This window comes from Marisediminitalea oceani, from assembly GCF_003731635.1.
GTDB classification, from domain to species: Bacteria; Pseudomonadota; Gammaproteobacteria; order Enterobacterales; family Alteromonadaceae; genus Alteromonas; species Alteromonas oceani.
Genome location: NZ_RCUA01000012.1, coordinates 102,426 through 119,219 on the forward strand (window position 1 = coordinate 102,426; position 16,794 = coordinate 119,219).

A 16,794-nucleotide genomic window follows, 5' to 3' on the forward strand; every position below is an offset into this window, starting at 1 on the left:
CAGCGTTTATCGCATCGGGCGGCAGATTTTTACAAACTGTTAAAGGACAAACGAGCCTGGTAATGGTAGGATCGCCGACCGATTTTTAACCACCTCAGTGCTGAGATAGTAATGTTTGATATCATCACGAGTAAAGAAAGTAACGTAAAGAATGACGTGCTCTCAGGAATAACCGTTGCCCTGGCATTGGTTCCCGAAGCCGTTGCTTTTGCATTTGTTGCCGGCGTTGAGCCGATGATAGGCCTTTATGCGGCCTTTATGATGGGGCTGATTACCTCTGCCATTGGTGGCCGTCCTGGCATGATTTCCGGTGCAACCGGCGCGATGGCAGTTGTTATGGTTGCCCTGGTCGCTGAACACGGCGTCCAATATCTGTTTGCCGCAGTGTTATTGGCCGGTTTGTTGCAAATATTGTGCGGTGTATTTCGCTTAGGGAAGTTTATTCGGCTGGTGCCTTACCCGGTAATGCTGGGCTTTGTGAACGGGCTGGCTATTGTGATTTTCCTGGCCCAGTTGGGGCAGTTTAAAGTCACTGGCGCGCTGGGTACCCAGGAGTGGATGAGCGGTACTATGCTCTATATCATGCTGGGGTTGGTAGCATTAACCATGGCAATCATCTACTTATTGCCAAAACTGACCAAAGCAGTCCCCGCATCGCTGGCGGCGATTATCACTATTACATTGTTAGTGCACGGGCTGGATCTGGAAGCCCGCACGGTTATCGACTTCGTGCGCGACATGCTGCCGGTTGATCAACGCGACAGCGCCACCCTTGCCGGCGAGTTGCCAACGTTTGCTATTCCTATGGTGCCATTTAACTGGAATACGCTGATGATTATCTTACCAACCTCGGTCATTTTGTGTCTGGTGGGTCTGATTGAGTCACTGTTAACCCTCACTCTGATTGATGAAATGACCGACACTCGTGGCCGTGGCAATAAAGAGTGTATTGGTCAGGGTGTTGCTAACACCGTGAACGGTTTCTTTGGTGGTATGGGTGGTTGTGCCATGATTGGCCAGAGCATGATTAACATTAACTCTGGTGGTCGCGGACGCTTATCAGGCATCACCGCAGCTGTAGTATTACTGGGCTTTATTTTATTCGCTGCACCGCTGATTGAGATGATCCCGCTGGCAGCACTGGTTGGTGTAATGTTTGTGGTAGTAATAGGCACCTTCGAGTGGGCATCGTTCCGCATAATCCGTGGCGTTAACAAGGAAGATGCTTTTGTCTTGTTCCTGGTAACCGCCGTTACCGTTATTGCCGACCTGGCCATTGCCGTGGTAGTTGGGGTAATCGTTTCTGCGCTGGTGTTTGCCTGGAAAGCTGCTCGCTACGTTGATTCGAAAACACATATCGATGACGATGGCTGGAAAGTCTACGAGCTGCGTGGCCCGGTATTCTTTGGTTCCGTAAGTCACTTCAAAGAGCTGTTTGACGTGGCTAATGACCCGGAAGATGTGGTTATCGACTTTAAGAACAGCCGGATCTGGGATTCATCAGGCATTGATGCGCTGGATGGTCTGGCCGATAAATACGAGCAGGCGGGAAAGAAACTGCATATCCGTCACGTTAGTCAGGAATGCCAGAGCTTGCTTAACAAGGCCGGTAAATTCGTTGAGATAAACGTTAACGAAGATCCTCGCTACCGTGTAGCAACCGACAAGCTGGCCTAAAAAAATCAAGGGGTCAGAGTAAATTATTACTCTGACCCCTTGATTACCTTGATTAGACCCCTTGATTAGGAGCAAAGTGCTTTTAGTCGCGTTTGGCTGCCAGGTAGTTAAATAGTTCCAGGCGTTCAGTTGGCGTCAGGTCACGGCCAATCTGTACTTTGTATTTACCGTTAACAATGAAGGTAGGCACCGAGCGCACTTCGCGGCGGTAGTCTTCTACGACTTTATTGTTTTTGCCCAGCATTGATTTAACGCCAAAGCTTTTAGCCAGCTTATCGAATTTTGCTGAATCCACACCGTTGATAATAAAGATGTTACGGATGTCTTTCATGTCAGTAATGGTGGCACGTTGTTTATGAATATAGTTAAAGATTGCGGCGCTCAGCTTGTCTTCCTGCTTCAGTGCTTTTGCGATTAACATACCTGTGGTCACTTCATCCTGCACTTCCTGGCTGGCGTAAGGCATGAAGTTAACGTGTACTTTTTCGAACTTAACACCTTCATCCAGCGACTTTTTCAGATCGGCCACGAATGGCTCTGTGCGGTAGCAGTGCGGACACCAGTAGGAGAAAAACTCGACGACTTGTGGCGAGTCACTTAAAGGCTTATCGATTTCTTCGTAATGTTTACCTTCTTCCCACTTAACAGCGGCAGAGGCCTGTAATGGAATCAGCAATGCTAGTACAACCCACAAAGCAAACTTCTTCATTCGAGTGTTTTCCTTTCTAATTCAAATAAACATTGAGATTATCATACCGCTACATAATCGCCTAGTCAGTGACGACCAGGCGAATTAAACGGCGATTAACGGTTAAAAGCGATAGCTGGTATGCACCAGGAAACGCCGCTGGGCACCGCGGTAGCCAATGATATCTTCATAGTCTTCAGACAATGCATTATCCACTCGGACCCCAAACTGCCACTGTTGGTTCCAGTCATAGTTCACGTTTATGCTGGTTAGCCAGTACGGATCAAGACTGACAACTTCGCCGCTGAATGACGTGGGCGGGTAAAAGATATCCTGACGCACGCCGGTGTAATCTGCTTTGATATAAACAGATAAACCCTGAACCGCTAATGAATGGCGGTAGGTCACCGAGCCGGTATGGTTAGGGCGACGCAGTTCAACCGCCTGATCGGCACCATCACCGCTGGTGGCATCCAGATAGCTGTAGTGGGCAGTGAACTGCCAGGTATCAGCAACCCATTGCAGCGATGCTTCAAAGCCGTCGCGGCGGGAATCCTGACTGGCATTGGCCACCGAGCTTAAGCCACTGGCGCTGTCCCATACACTGGTGATTTCGTTTTCCAGGCGCGTAGTAAATACGCTGAAATCGGCTGAAAGCTGACGGCTGAACTGGCTTTGCAGTCCCACTTCAAACTCCCTGCTTTGTTCTGGCTTGAGATCAGGGTTACCAATAAACTGGGCCGGATAATAGCCGTACAGCTCAGTGAAGTTTGGTGTTTTAACAGCCTGGCTGATGCTGGCAAAAACATTAACCTGACGGCTCAGGGCATAGTGTGCACCGGCGCGATAACTCCAGGCCTTTTCGAAGCGATCGTTATCGTCGTAGCGTACACTGAACTGCGTAGTCAGCTCATCTGTGCCCAGCCCGGTTAACTCTGCAAAAATACTGCTGGTGCTGTCATCGCCACGATAGTTCGGATCGCCCCAGTCAGATGGTCCTCGTTGTTCGAACTCGCGACGAAGTAACTCAGTGCCAATAGCAAACTGGGCCACGTCGGTAGTGATAAACTGAGTCCAGTTCAGCTGCTTACGCTCTCCGGTGGTACCACCAGCGTCAAAACCGCTGGTCAGGTTGTCGTTATCATCCTTGTGGTACTGGGCTTTAAGTTCGCTGGTATAGCCTAACTCAGCGATAGCCAGGTTCCACTGTAAGTAGGAGGTTAACTGGTCGCCATCGGTAACGTTGTCGGCATCGGCTGGCAGGCCGGTAGTGAAGTCGCTTGCATCATAGTCGTTGCGATAATCAACCATGCGTGCACCGGCCATAAAGGTGTTACTGGCGGTTGCCTGCCAGTTCAGTCCAAAACCGGCGGTGGTATTGCGGTAACCATCATCTTCGCCGCCGCTACGCGACACATTGTCGCCATCGGTATTAAAGTGATTGGCGTACAGAGACACGCTCAGGTTGTCCAGCGACTGCTGTGTTGAGACGGAAGCACGATAGGTGCTGGCGTTACCAATACCAGCACTCAGTGACGTGTTGTCATTACTCTCACTGCCCGCTTTAGTTGTGATGCTAAGTACACCAGACACCGCACCACTGCCCCACAGTGCACTTTGTGCACCACGGAGCAATTCAACTCTGGCAATGTTATCTGCGGTGAGGTGGGCAAAATCTACCAGACCGCCCTGGCTGAGGTCATTCACAATCACGCCGTCGATCAATACCAACAGGTGATTGGTTTCGCTACCACGCAAACGCAGTTCGGTTAGTGAACCAGGGCTACCCGACTGACTCAGACTCACGCCGGGCATACCGCGTAATAAATCAGTTAACTGGGTAGCACCTGCAGCCTGAATATCTTCTTCGGTGAGGACTGAGACTGAGGCCGCCAGTTTGTCCAGGCTAACCGGTAAACGAGAACCGGTAACAGTAATGGTTTCTACCGAGGATTGCTGGGCACAGGCAATGTTCGCGGCGCACGCAAGGGCTACCGCACAGGAAAGGGATCGAATTTTCATAAAAGGCTCTTTTAACAGCACTCCCGCCGAGTGCTAAGACGGATAAGAAGTGGCAACCGGCCCGTTATGAGCAGTTGCCGACGCAGCGCAGGCCGGTCTCCGGGCTTTCAGTCATGCCGTGGCATGAATTCCCGCCTTCCCGATAGTCGGTGGCGTAGGGGAATCGTATTAACATGTGCATGCAATACGTGATTACCGTTGCGGGGGCAGCGTAAGCTTTTCACTTACTTCCCGATTATCCCGATGAACGTGCATCAGGCACCTGAGCGGTCGGGATTATAACGGGAGCGCCATCGGATAAATAGCCCCGTGCGTAAAAATGCAAGCTGATCCGCGCTGTGATCCTATGACTTTATGCGCCTTCATTGATTGGGCCAGGGCTTTAAAGGCAGCATGATTTGCGTGTCATTGTGCCATTTTATAGTTAGCGGCTCACCGGCATCGGCGCTGCTTTCGTGATTAACCGGCTTACCGGAGCCATGATTCACCTGGGCATCCTGATTTTTGTTAACGTCTAGCACGATCGCCAGTCGGCTTCCTGGCTCAAGCAGCTTAGCCGTCATCCGCGCATTCACTATAGGCAGGGACGTTTTCTCTCCCGGTGTAAGTAATTGTCGTTGTTGCATAGAGTGGGCATAGCTGGCCCTGCTGCGATAGGTATTTAAGTGAAACACCTCACCTTCTGCCGATATGGCATTAAAGTTATAGCCTATATCAACATCCTGTTTGTTGGTGCTTATCACAATATTGCCGGTTATAGCGCCGGCCAGTTCCATTGGTGATGTAAAAGCTTCGGTGACATACACTAAGCCGGTTTCATCGTTGATCTTGTCCTGAATCAATGGCCAGGGGCTGACATTCCTTTGGGTGGTGCGATCGCCCATATCAACCGTCATTTCGATACTGGCTGGCAGATGCTCCTGGCGGGTGAGTAACCGGTACTGACCATTTGCTTGTTGAGTGGTACCGAGATAATACTGCACGCCCCGGGAATTTAACCCGGCGAGTGATTCTGCATGCCGCCACTGATTGCTGCCCATCAACTGATAGTTAACCGGATGACTGAGTAGTGTTGGGATCTTCTTGTTGAATAACAAATGATCAAACCAACCAAACACAAGCTCTTCAGTGTCTTTGTCGAGCGCCACCGGATCGAGTGTGTAATTACTGAAGCTTTCCCACACCTTACCCTGTGCAGTGCCGTGGGAGTACGGGCCAATCAGTAATCTGTGATCGGCATCGGGGTTAAACTGCTGATGACGCTTCATGTAATCCAGCGCTGATATCTGCCCACCATCGAAGTAGCCGGTCACGGTCAGTACCGGGATCGTGATATGACGATACTCTTCTCCTACCGGCACCATCGACTGGTAGTACTCATCGAAGTCAGGGTGAGCCATCCAGCGTTGCCACCAAGGGTTCGGTGTGCCGTCGAGTTCTGGCAATTTGGTTATCGGTAGCCCGCTTTGGTAAAACTGGCTCAGCAGCTCATTTCGTTTGGCCCAGTCGGCATACACGGTGTCATCCATAGTCTTGTTATTGGTAACATGAAAAGCCCACTCATAATTGGCAGTTAATACAATGTTGTTTTCGTAAGGCAGGCCGGTGATCAGGCTGGCTGCTGCATACGGGGCGATGGCTTTTAGTGCTTTCGGCATGTGTTTAGCGGCGGCCCACTGAGTAAAACCGTTGTAACTGCCTCCGTACATCACCACGTCACCATTGCTCCAGGGCTGGTGGCTAATCCACTCAATGACAGCTGCTGCGTCTTCACCTTCATGTTCCCAGGGGGTAATGGGGTTGCTACTAAGGCGTTTCCCTCTGGAATTCGCTATAACGCCAACATAACCGTGGGAAGCAGCATGAATCGCCATAGTAAGGTGTGAGCGCTCGTCGGCGTATATCGTGAATTGCATTGCGGTGGGTAATGTAGTGGCTGATTGTTTTGGCTGCACGATGGTGAGCGTTAACTCAACGCCCCCGGCTAACTTCACCAGCCTGGCCGGTTCGATGCGATAGCGGTGTTGGTTTTCAGCGGCAATTATCTCACTGCTTACCGGGATCACTGATTTCAGCACATGGTAGAGATGAACGTTGGTAACCAGTGATATCACTTGCTCTTCATCCAGAGAAGGGAGCGCCTGATACTGTTTTAACAGGTTAATGACATAATCAAGCGCCCTTTGCACTGACCAGCCAAGCGAATCTTGTAACTGATATAAACTCTCGTTGCTGAGTATACTTACTTGTTGCTGGATATGTTCCCTGAGTTTGTCGGCAAAAACAGGCTTTGGCGCGTTAGGATGTTGCCTCAGAGCTTCGTGAAATAAACGATAATGACTATAAGATACGCCATTTTTTTCACTATCCAGCAAAGTGAGTAAAACCTGATGCTGATTTAATATGGAAAGCAAAGCAACCCGGTTAAATAGTGTCTGGCTATTGATTGTGTCAGCTGGCAAATTCGTGGCAAGCGCCACAAGTTGCTGGTTAAAAGCCGTATTGTTTAACAGGCTGATTGCTGCACTCTCGCTGGAGAGTTCACTTTCTGTTAAAGCCGCTGGGGTAGGTGCGTTATTGCCGGCTGCCAGGCTACTCTGCGTCATACTGGCAAACACAAATAAGTAGAAAAGCGCCAGAATAAGCCAGGTTTTGATGTGGTTTAAGGTACAACACGCTAACGTTAACACGTCGATCTCCTTTAGTTCAGGTACCGTTATTTGATGGGTAACAGCCTAAATAAAAAGGGAAAAAACGCATGACCAAACGATGATTTTTGATGATTTATAATGATCCGATGCAAACCAACGTGGTATTTTTAGCCAAACAGTGAAGCAGGGCACTCTCATGCGCTGGCAAATAGCCAATTATCAGTTTTGTGAACAGCAGCAGACGCTCTCTTCGTCTTCTGAGATGTTGCAGCTTGAACCTTTGATGGTAGAGCTGTTGGCTTATTTTTGTCGGCACCCCAATGAAATCATTAGTGTTGATCAACTGATTGACCAGGTCTGGCAGGGCCGGGTTGTCACCGACAATGCGGTTAGCCGACTGATCACCAAATTGCGCCGCGCCTTTGCAGACGATGTCAGACAACCTAAGTTTATTGCGACATTTCCTAAGAAGGGCTACAAGTTTGTGGCCCCGGTAGCGAGGATTGATGAATATGATGCTCAATCTTTAATGCCTGATGGCGCGCAGGTGACGCGACCTGAGACCGACGAAAAGACTGCTGAGGCCGGTTGGTCCTTTCTGAAACTTCCCTTTATTGCCGTGCTTCTCGTTGTAATCTTGGTAATGGTCTTCTGGCAAGTGTGGCAAGCGCCGCAACCGTCAGCAAGGTTTGCCCGCGCGCTCACTTCTATGGATGGTAATGAAGTCTTTCCGTCGTTTAGCGCTGATGGGCGTCGAATGGCGTTTATGTCGGTTAAGGCACAGCGTTTACGGCTGATGATCAAAGACTTACACAACGGTAATAGCACTGAAATAAACCACCCCGATGGGTTGAATACCGGGCCAGGTGATTGGAGCAAACAGGGTGACAAGCTGGTTTACCTCGCCGCATCAGCACAGCGGTGTGAATACTATATCGTTGAGATAAAAGGTTTAATCATAGGTGAGCCGCGACTTATCCACCGTTGTCCGGCCGGCAGTTACGGTAAAGTCTTGTTTACCCATAATGATCAGCGAGTGGTGTTCAGTGAGAATGCTGGTCCGGGAACGCCTTACTCTATCTATGAGCTGGATTTAACAACCCAAAGTAAACGTCGCCTAAATCAGCCGGACCTTTATTTATCTGGCAACAGCCAGTTTGATTTGCACCCCCATAATGATAAGTTGCTTATTTCCTCGCCAGATAAGCAACAATGGGAGGGCTTTTATGCGCTGGATTTAACAACCAACAAACTCGATCTGTTATTTAAACAGGATGCTTATATCTGTTGTGGCATTTGGGATCATGCGGGAGAGAATGTCATCCTCATGGGGGAACATCCTGCTTATCAATTACTTAGTTATGATTTAGCGGGAAACAATAAGCAGGTTATCTTTTCAGGCAGTCGCCGCATAAGTTTACCCCGCCGGTTTAACAATGGAGCTGACTACGTATTTTTGTCTGGCGATAAGCACACGGACATTCAAATTCTTGATTTAGAGAGTGGTGAAGTGGGCAGTATTGCTAACGATACGGTCGATGAGCTGCTGGCGACATTCTCTACTAATCATCAGGTCATCGGCTACATTAGTATGGCTTCTGGTAAAGAGCAGGTCTGGAAATACGATCTGGCCTCGGGAGAACGCAGAAAAATCACCGCGTTTACCGACAGTCGCCATTACCTGGATTTACACTGGTCTCCGGACGACCGCTATATAGCCGGGCTTACCTTTAACGAGTTGCACTTGATTGACTCTACTACCGGCGAGATATCCATTGTTGATTTTCCGCAAACTGAAATTCGCGGTGTGTCGTTTAAATCTGCATCTGAGCTGAGCTTCAGTGCTAAAGAAGGCGAGCGCTGGCGCGTTTATACCTATCATCTTATCACCCACGCAATTACGGCAGAAGCGCCGACATGGTCGTACATTCAATACAGCGCCAACGAGCAAAATACATTATGGTATTCGGTCGATAACCGGCTTTTTTATTCCAATGCGCGTATTGAATTAAGCCGTTCGGAAATACCTGGATCTGCGCTGCTTAACGGCAGGCAGTGGAACCTACGAAAGCGAGGTGAGCAGTGGTTTTGGTATAGCCGCAAAGACGAAGGCCAGATCTACAGGTACGATGGACTTACCAACGAGCTGGAAGTACTGGTTGGATCTCAAACAGGTCATTTTGATATTCAGCATGGTGCTTTGCTGTATACAACAAGTAGTGAAGCACAAACTAACCTGTTCAGAACGGTTGGCGAGTAAGCTGTTGGTTCATGTCAGTCTGATGTAATCGGCATTTTAACCTTCAGCGCTCAACAAAAACAAAGCCGGAGGAACAATTCTCCGGCTTGTTGGTGGTGTGCTTAGTATGGCACCAAAGATAATGGCGGCTCCTGCAATGTAGCAAACTGCTCTTTCAGTGCCAGGATTTGCTGCTCCCAGTAGCGCTGTTCGGCAAACCAGGGAAAGGCTCGTGGGAACGCTGGGTCTTCCCACCGGTCAGACAGCCACGCCATGTAATGCACCATTCGCATGGCCCGCAATGGCTCCAACAATGCCAGTTCCTTACTGTCGAACTCACAGAACTCCTCGTAAGATTCTATTAGTGTTTCAAGCTGCATCTGCTGCTGCGCGCGGTCGCCGTTGAGCATCATCCATAAGTCCTGAACCGCCGGACCCATGCGACTGTCATCCAGGTCGACAAACATCGGACCGTCACGCCACAGAATATTTCCGGCGTGGCAATCGCCGTGCAGACGAATCAGTTTACCCGGTTGATATAACTCTTTGGTGAGCTCAATAACCTGATCGAGAATGGTGAAAAAAGCGGTATGCAGTGATTCCGGTAACAGTTTACTGTTGGCCAGTTTTTGCCGTGGAATAGTTAGATAGCTTTCAATATCCATGGTCGGACGGTGCGTGAAAGGCGCACTGCTTGCTACCTTATGCATGCGGCCAATAAACCGGCCCATCCACTCCAGATGATCGAGATTATCCAGTTCAAACTGACGGCCGCCTACAGAGTTGAATAGTGCAAAGCGATATTGCTCAGCAAAATGCAGTGTTTCGCCCTGATGGACAAGGGGGGCAACCACCGGGATTTCAGCATCGGCAAGCGCCTGGCTGAAGGCATGCTCTTCCAGAATCTGTTCGTTACTCCATCGCTGGGGGCGATAGAACTTCACTACATAGCGCTTTTGTTCATCACTTAAAAACTGGTAGACGCGGTTTTCGTAACTGTTAAGCGCTAAGAGTCCTGATTGAGGAAAAATGCCGCACTGTTCCAGTGCGGCAAGGATCATATCGGGTGACAGTTCGGCAAAGGTAAAGTCACTCACATTAAGGCCTGTTTATCGATAAAGGAATTTCGATGGCTCGCTAACCTCTACAACAGTACCGTCTGCTTCGGTGGTGGAAACATTAAAGTATATTTCGGTAACCCGGCCAGACAGATTATAGGGGTCAGTTGCGACTGATACAGGCAGGCTGTATACCTCGCCGCCACCCACGGTAACAACTTGTTCGCCAATGTACTCGTATTCCGCCAAACCTTCTACCTTAATTGTATAAGTGTGCTCAGTTTGTGATTTATTGAGGACTTTAAGGGTGTACACATTCTCAATGTCGCCGTTCATATTCTCGCGATACAGTGAGTTACGGTCGCGAATAATATCCACTTCCAGAGGTACTCTCGTTACAATATCTGCAACCAGCAGACCGCACATTACCAGCAGTACCACCAGGTAGCCCACCAGTTTAGGGCGAACGATATGGGTGGTCCCGCCAGCCAGTTCGTGCTCTGAGGTAAAACTGATAAGCCCTTTGGGATAATTCATTTTTTCCATTACGCCGTTACAAGCATCCACACAGGCACCACAGTTGATGCACTCATATTGCAAGCCGTTACGGATATCGATACCGGTAGGGCAAACCTGCACACACAGGTTACAGTCGATACATTCACCGAGGCCCTTGTCGGCTAAATCTTCATGGGCCAGTTTACGCGAACGCGGGCCACGCTGCTCACCGCGGCTGGCATCATAAGAAACGGTAAAGGTATCTTTATCAAACATCGCTGACTGGAAGCGGGCGTATGGACACATGTGGGTACACATGATTTCGCGCATCCAGCCCGCGTTAGCATAGGTACACACGGTAAAGAAGATAATTGAGAAGCCGGCCCAGAAACTGGTATTAAAAGTGAAAAAGTCAACGTACAACTGAGCTACCGGTGTGAAGTAGCCAACAAAGGTCATCGCTGTGAGCAATGCAACCAGAACCCAGGCGGTATGCTTGGCTGCTTTGCGCCAGAACTTATCGAAGTCCATTGGGCGTTCGTCCAGCTTAATGCGCTTGTTGCGGTTACCTTCGAAGAATTCTTCAAACCACACGTAGATGTAAGTCCAGGTAGTTTGCGGGCACATAAAGCCACACCAAACCCGGCCTGCAAAGGTCGTTACAAAAAACAGAGCGAAGGCAGACACAATAAAGATATAGGCCAGCAGCGTCAGATCCTGTGGCCACAGGGTCAGTGAAAAAATCGTAAAACGCTGATCCACAATATTCAGCAGCACAGCCTGATGGCCGTCATACTGGATCCAGGGGATGGCAACGAATAAGGCAATAAAAAAGAAGCCGAAGAATCGACGGAAGTTTTCCAGCGGGCCTTTAACCGACCGCACATAGATTCGGTCGCGCGCCGTATAGCGTTTTGACTCGTCGAGTTTTTCGGGTTTGTGAACTTTTACCGGAGTAACATTTTTCACCGGGATCTGGTCGTTCATGGGACTACCTTCACTGAAGCTAAACATGATTACGGCAGCAGTATACCTGTCATATATTAATTTTACTTAATATAGATCAATCGCAGTCTGATTCGCCGCAGCTACAGTGTAACGTATTTTTTAGGTGTACACACTTGGTGCCTGGGCAGCGACAAACGGGTCAGGCGAAAAAATGAACTATCCAGTACAGCTATAACACTTAATAACTACGTATAAAACACGTACCTTATTAAATGGTTAGACGTGGGATAAACTTGGCTCACTAGTTTGGGAGAAGTATAAAGCATGTTTCGTTCAATCGCTGTCATCATTGAAATCGCTATTTTGGTAGTGGTATTACAGCTACCGTTTGTTCAGTATTTATTTTCTGACGTTCAGGCTACGCTGAGTGACTGGATGGAAGAGATCGCTACGCGTGAAGAGCGCCAGCAGCTGGCTGAAATTAAAGACAGTCTGGCAGTGCAGTATTCGGCAATGCGTCCTTATCAGAAAGATTATCTCGATACGGTACTGTCCTCACGAGTCAGAACGCTGCAATTCTATGATGCTTATTGTGAAAATACAGACAGAAATCCTTACATCCACGGCGTGACGCTTCACACGTTTTGCTCTGAGATTCGCCGTTCACCGGTGTTGAATACCGACACGCAAAATAGCTGATTGCTCCTGTTCATCCCCGGTTCAGGTGAAGACTGATAGGCTCAAAGATACGATAAACCGTTAAACTTTTTGGCGGTTTATTGTTCTAATAGTTAACTGAGTACGTATATACTCTGACTTCGAATCACACCTTCGGGGGGACCCTACAATGCGAAATATAAAAGCGTCGTGGCTATTGGTACCTGCGCTCATGGTATTTTCTGGCGCCACTCTGGCCCAAAAAAGCACTGCTGAAGCGGCAGAGACGAAAGTCGAAATTACCTGGCAAGACCCCAAGTCATATACCGATGTCAGACCAAGTAACGAATCGCGCAAAAGTTTTCGTAACCGCGTATTTAAGTCGCTGGATGAATACTTTAATAAACTGGCTGAAGCCTTACCGGAAGGTCAGACACTTGAGGTAACTGTTACCGATCTGGATTTAGCCGGGGAAGTCTGGCCAACCATGCGCGCGGGAGCTTTCGATATCCGTATTATCGATACAGTGTATATCCCGCGGATGGAGTTTAGTTACCAACTGAAAGAAGGCGACAAAGTGGTGAAGTCTGCTGATGTAAAGATAAAAGAAATGGCTTTTATGAACCGTATAAGCCGCGCTCGCAGCAGTGATCAGTTCCGCTATGAAAAAGACATGATCAAACGTTGGTTTGATGATGAATTTGAAGATACTATCGCGAAAAACTAATTGTTAAAAAAGGCCGCTTGTAGCGGCCTTTTTTACGGGTCTCAATCCGGCTTACAGATAATCAAACTCACTGCCCACAACGGCCAGTAAGGTGTCTGCAGATTCTAACAGCGCAGCTTTATGGGCGGCGGTACGCGGCAGCAGCCGTTGCATGTAGAAATCACAGGTTTTTTGTTTGCCAGCGGCCAGCACCGGGTTATCGCCCTGTGCCGCACAATCTGCCATGGAATACCATAAAACGCCAAGCAGGCTGTAACCCGTGTATGCCAGATAATCACAAGCGCCACCGGCAGCATCCACCGCCGAAAAGGCTTTTACCTGTAACGAAGTCTGATACCACTCGTCCAGTAAGGCCGCAGCGTATTGCCGGGCTTCGCCGCTGGCCATGCTGGCTACTAATTCTGCAAAAGCGTTACGAGTCGCACCCAGCATGTCGCCCCGGTCGCGGGTCAGTTTGCGACCAATCAGGTCGAGTGACTGAATACCATTGGTGCCCTCGTAGAGCATGGCAATGCGCACATCACGCATGAGCTGCTCCATGCCCCATTCGCGAATATAACCATGACCGCCGAATATCTGAATGCCCAGGCTGGTGGACTCTAAACCGGTGTCGGTCATAAAGGCTTTACAGACAGGTGTTAGAAACTGCAGGATGGCCTCGGCATTGTCATGGGCTTCACCGCTTGAGTTATGCGCTATATCCATATATTTGGCATACAACATAGCCAGTGCCCGGTTACCTTCGGTCAATGCTTTTTGGGTGAGCAGCATCCGCGCAATGTCGGGTTGGTAGACAATTGCATCTGCTTTGTCACCCGGTTGTTGAACGCCTTGTGGTGCGCGGGATTGAAGACGTTCCCGTGCATAAGTTAATGCGCCCTGAAAAGAGGCCTCTGAAGCGCCGAGCCCCTCAAGCCCCACCTGAAAGCGGGCATCGTTCATCATGGTAAACATGCAGGCCAGACCGCAGTGCGGTTCGCCAACCAGCCAGCCTTTAGCGCCGTCGAAGTTCATGACGCAGGTGGGACTGGCTTTAATGCCCATTTTCTTTTCCAGCGCACTGGGCGCCAGGGCATTACGCTCGCCCGGATTGCCGTTGGTGTCGAGCAGGAATTTGGGTACCAGAAACAGGCTGATGCCTTTCACACCGGCTGGCGCATCCGGTAAGCGCGCCAGTACCATATGGATGATATTTTCGGTCCAGTCGTGATCGCCGGCGGTAATAAAGATCTTACTGCCGGTAATCTTGTAACTGCCGTCATCATTCGGCTCAGCTTTGGTCGATAGCAGACTCAGATCGCTGCCGGCCTGCGGTTCGGTGAGGTTCATGGTGCCGGTCCACTGGCCGCTGACCAGCTTTTCCAGATACTGTGCTTTGAGTTCATCAGAAGCATGCTTGGTGACTGCAAGCACCGCACTTTCGGTAAGCATGGTAGTTAAGCGCCAGCTAAGATTGGCCGAATTAAGCATTTCGTGTACCGGTACAGCCATTGAGTAAGGCAGCCCTTGTCCGCCATATTCAATGTCGCCAAGCATGGCATTCCAGCCGTTGTCCACATAACTTTGATAAGCTGCAGCAAAGCCATCAGGGGTTACCACCTGGTCGTTGCTTAGCTTACAACCCTGTTCGTCGCCCTCACGATTGAGCGGTGCGACTACGTCGGTGGCAAATTTACCACCTTGCTCTATCACCTCCAGTGCCAGTTCTGCATCGAATTCTTCCAGCCCTAACGATTGATAAAGCGCATCAATTTTCAGCCAATCTTTTACCAGAAAAGTAAAATCAGCGAGTGGTGGGGTGTATGCCGGCATACCATTCTCCTTTGTTCAATCAGGTCTGATTGTGTGGTGGTGTTACCATACAACGCCTGTATGAAAAGCAAAATCACAGTGTGTTATTAACTTGAGCCAGCGCAATAAAGCAACAACCTGCTGGCTACTCTTCCTCTCCAGCCTTTACAAACGCATCACGGAGCGGGATCAGATCATCATTAAACCTTAATGCTTCGTCGGATATCTCAAATGAGTTTATCCGAATCAGTTCGGTTACCTCTACTTTAGCCTACTCTGGCGCCGCTACCTGCTCGGCCAGTGCCGCCATGGAGGCCTGGCCTTTACACCGGAACACCGGCATTCCTGAAGAGGAATAGGTAAGCAGCTTGCCTACCTCGTGATTAAACCCGGTTTCCTCCCAGGTTTCCCGGTGTGCAGTACAGCGAAGACTTTAATTGCCCTGTACGCCGCCTGCCGGCAAATCCAGTTTGCCGGACAATCGGTGCCTGACCATCAACACGCTGTTGTTTATGCGAATAAGACATGCTGTGGCATTGAGTTTGGTTGAGTCGGGTAACGGGCTGATATTTTCAGAAATTCTGCAGCTTGGCGCAGGCGGAGGGAGGGGGTGGCAACCGAAAAACGTTAAAACACAGATTATTGCTGTTAAACGCGCTCTCTTACTGAGGTTATCGGGTAAAATTAAGCCGTTGGTTAACATTTATTATTAAGTTCCGGTGCCCGCTGATGACAATAATCCTGGGTACCAGTATAGCAGGATTGATTATGGCATTGGGTAAAAAGCTGTCGCCGCTGTTGTTGGGTTTGGTGTTACTGGTTGGGTTGCTGGCTTTTTTAAACTGGCCTCAGGAGCAAGCCGGTCAAACGATGACAAAAAAACTGACGCCGGTTAAGGTTTACGAGGTCAGCAATAAATTGTTTCCGGTTACCATCGATGCGCTGGGAACCGCCACTGCGAATGAATCCGTAACCCTTACGGCCCAGGTCGCCGACACGGTAACCCGTGTGTTATTTGATGACGGTGATAAGGTCGAAGCCGGTCAACTGCTGGTACAACTGAACAATAAAGAAGAAGTCGCCCGGGTGGCGCAGTTACAGGTAAGTCTGGAAGAGGCTAAACGCCAACTGAGCCGAATTAAAAACCTGGCCAGCACCAGCGCAGCTTCGGAGCAGTTACTCGATGAGCAGCAGGCCCTGGTAAAATCCCTTGAAGCGCAAATAGCGGTAGCCAATGCGCAACTTGATGACCTGCAAATCAAAGCGCCATTTAATGGTCGTCTTGGTATTCGCCGGGTCAGCGTTGGTTCGCTGGTTCGTCCCGCCGATGAAATTACCACGCTGGATGATATCAGCGTTATCAAGGTGGATTTCAACGTGGCGGAAAATCATTTAGCCAGTATGGCGCTAGGCCAAAAAGTAACGGCTACATCAGTAGCTTATCCGGGCCGGGAATTCAGTGGCGAGATTACGGCCATAGACTCGCGTATCGACCCGGTTACCCGCTCTATTTTATCCCGGGCGATAATTAATAACCCCGAGGCAGAGCTGCGCCCGGGCATGCTAATGCAGGTCACCATCGAAAAGCAGGTACTTGATACGCTGGTGATCCCGGAAGAAGCCCTGGTGCCCAATGCCGATAAGCAGTTTGTATACGTGGTGGCCGAGAATAACGTCGTCTCCGAGCGCGAGGTCATGGTTGGCGAGCGTCGCCCTGGCTGGGTGCAAATCGTTAATGGCCTGAATGCGGGCGAACAAATTATCGTTGAAGGCACGCTGCGGGTACGCGACGGCTCTGAGGTAAGAGTACTTAATCGCGATACGCTGGAGAGCTAAAT

Annotated in this window: 11 protein-coding genes and 1 riboswitch; of the genes, 5 read left to right on the forward strand and 6 right to left on the reverse strand. The window is 49.6% G+C overall.

What is annotated here, in order from left to right; genetic code table 11:
• The first annotated feature begins 111 nt into the window (after positions 1-111).
• Positions 112-1,677: a SulP family inorganic anion transporter gene (locus D9T21_RS03890; RefSeq protein ID WP_123323815.1), complete on the forward strand. Its 1,566-nt coding sequence runs from the start codon at positions 112-114 to the stop codon at positions 1,675-1,677.
• A gap of 82 nt (positions 1,678-1,759) precedes the next feature.
• Here the strand turns inward: D9T21_RS03890 and D9T21_RS03895 are convergent, their stop codons facing one another.
• The 3 genes from D9T21_RS03895 to D9T21_RS03905 form a co-directional block, all read right to left on the reverse strand.
• Positions 1,760-2,386 carry a thiol:disulfide interchange protein DsbA/DsbL gene (locus D9T21_RS03895; protein WP_123323816.1) on the reverse strand — a complete coding sequence of 209 codons (627 nt, stop codon included), beginning with the start codon at positions 2,384-2,386 and terminating at the stop codon, positions 1,760-1,762.
• Positions 2,387-2,488: 102 nt separating this feature from the next.
• The gene (locus tag D9T21_RS03900; protein ID WP_123323864.1) at positions 2,489-4,387 is read right to left on the reverse strand and encodes a TonB-dependent receptor plug domain-containing protein; all 1,899 of its coding nucleotides are present in this window, start codon (positions 4,385-4,387) and stop codon (positions 2,489-2,491) included.
• 73 nt (positions 4,388-4,460) lie between these two features.
• Positions 4,461-4,668: riboswitch (cobalamin riboswitch) on the reverse strand.
• 81 nt (positions 4,669-4,749) lie between these two features.
• Positions 4,750-7,077 (reverse strand): CocE/NonD family hydrolase, encoded by a 2,328-nt coding sequence (locus D9T21_RS03905; RefSeq protein ID WP_123323817.1) that lies wholly within the window; start codon positions 7,075-7,077, stop codon positions 4,750-4,752.
• 157 nt (positions 7,078-7,234) lie between these two features.
• Here D9T21_RS03905 and D9T21_RS03910 point away from each other — a divergent pair, with 157 nt between their 5' ends.
• A complete protein-coding gene (locus D9T21_RS03910; protein WP_123323818.1) occupies positions 7,235-9,298 on the forward strand; it encodes a winged helix-turn-helix domain-containing protein in 2,064 nt (687 codons plus the stop codon).
• Positions 9,299-9,399: 101 nt separating this feature from the next.
• Here the strand turns inward: D9T21_RS03910 and D9T21_RS03915 are convergent, their stop codons facing one another.
• Both D9T21_RS03915 and ccoG read right to left on the reverse strand, forming a co-directional pair.
• Positions 9,400-10,374, reverse strand: a complete 975-nt coding sequence (locus D9T21_RS03915) for a serine/threonine protein kinase (RefSeq protein WP_123323819.1) — start codon at positions 10,372-10,374, stop codon at positions 9,400-9,402.
• Between the two features lie 12 nt (positions 10,375-10,386).
• Complete coding sequence (gene ccoG / locus D9T21_RS03920) at positions 10,387-11,820, reverse strand: cytochrome c oxidase accessory protein CcoG (RefSeq protein WP_123323820.1); 1,434 nt, start codon at positions 11,818-11,820, stop codon at positions 10,387-10,389.
• A gap of 285 nt (positions 11,821-12,105) precedes the next feature.
• Between ccoG and D9T21_RS03925 the strand changes: the two genes are divergently transcribed.
• Together D9T21_RS03925 and D9T21_RS03930 are read left to right on the forward strand one after the other, a co-directional pair.
• Positions 12,106-12,480 carry a hypothetical protein gene (locus D9T21_RS03925; protein ID WP_105932768.1) on the forward strand — a complete coding sequence of 125 codons (375 nt, stop codon included), beginning with the start codon at positions 12,106-12,108 and terminating at the stop codon, positions 12,478-12,480.
• 148 nt (positions 12,481-12,628) lie between these two features.
• A complete protein-coding gene (locus D9T21_RS03930; protein ID WP_105932767.1) occupies positions 12,629-13,165 on the forward strand; it encodes a DUF3016 domain-containing protein in 537 nt (178 codons plus the stop codon).
• A 51-nt stretch (positions 13,166-13,216) separates the two neighbouring features.
• Here D9T21_RS03930 and D9T21_RS03935 read toward each other — a convergent pair whose 3' ends face one another.
• The gene (locus tag D9T21_RS03935) at positions 13,217-14,977 is read right to left on the reverse strand and encodes an acyl-CoA dehydrogenase family protein (RefSeq protein WP_123323821.1); all 1,761 of its coding nucleotides are present in this window, start codon (positions 14,975-14,977) and stop codon (positions 13,217-13,219) included.
• Between the two features lie 747 nt (positions 14,978-15,724).
• Here D9T21_RS03935 and D9T21_RS03945 point away from each other — a divergent pair.
• Complete coding sequence (locus tag D9T21_RS03945; protein ID WP_123323822.1) at positions 15,725-16,792, forward strand: efflux RND transporter periplasmic adaptor subunit; 1,068 nt, start codon at positions 15,725-15,727, stop codon at positions 16,790-16,792.
• Positions 16,793-16,794: the final 2 nt, after the last annotated feature.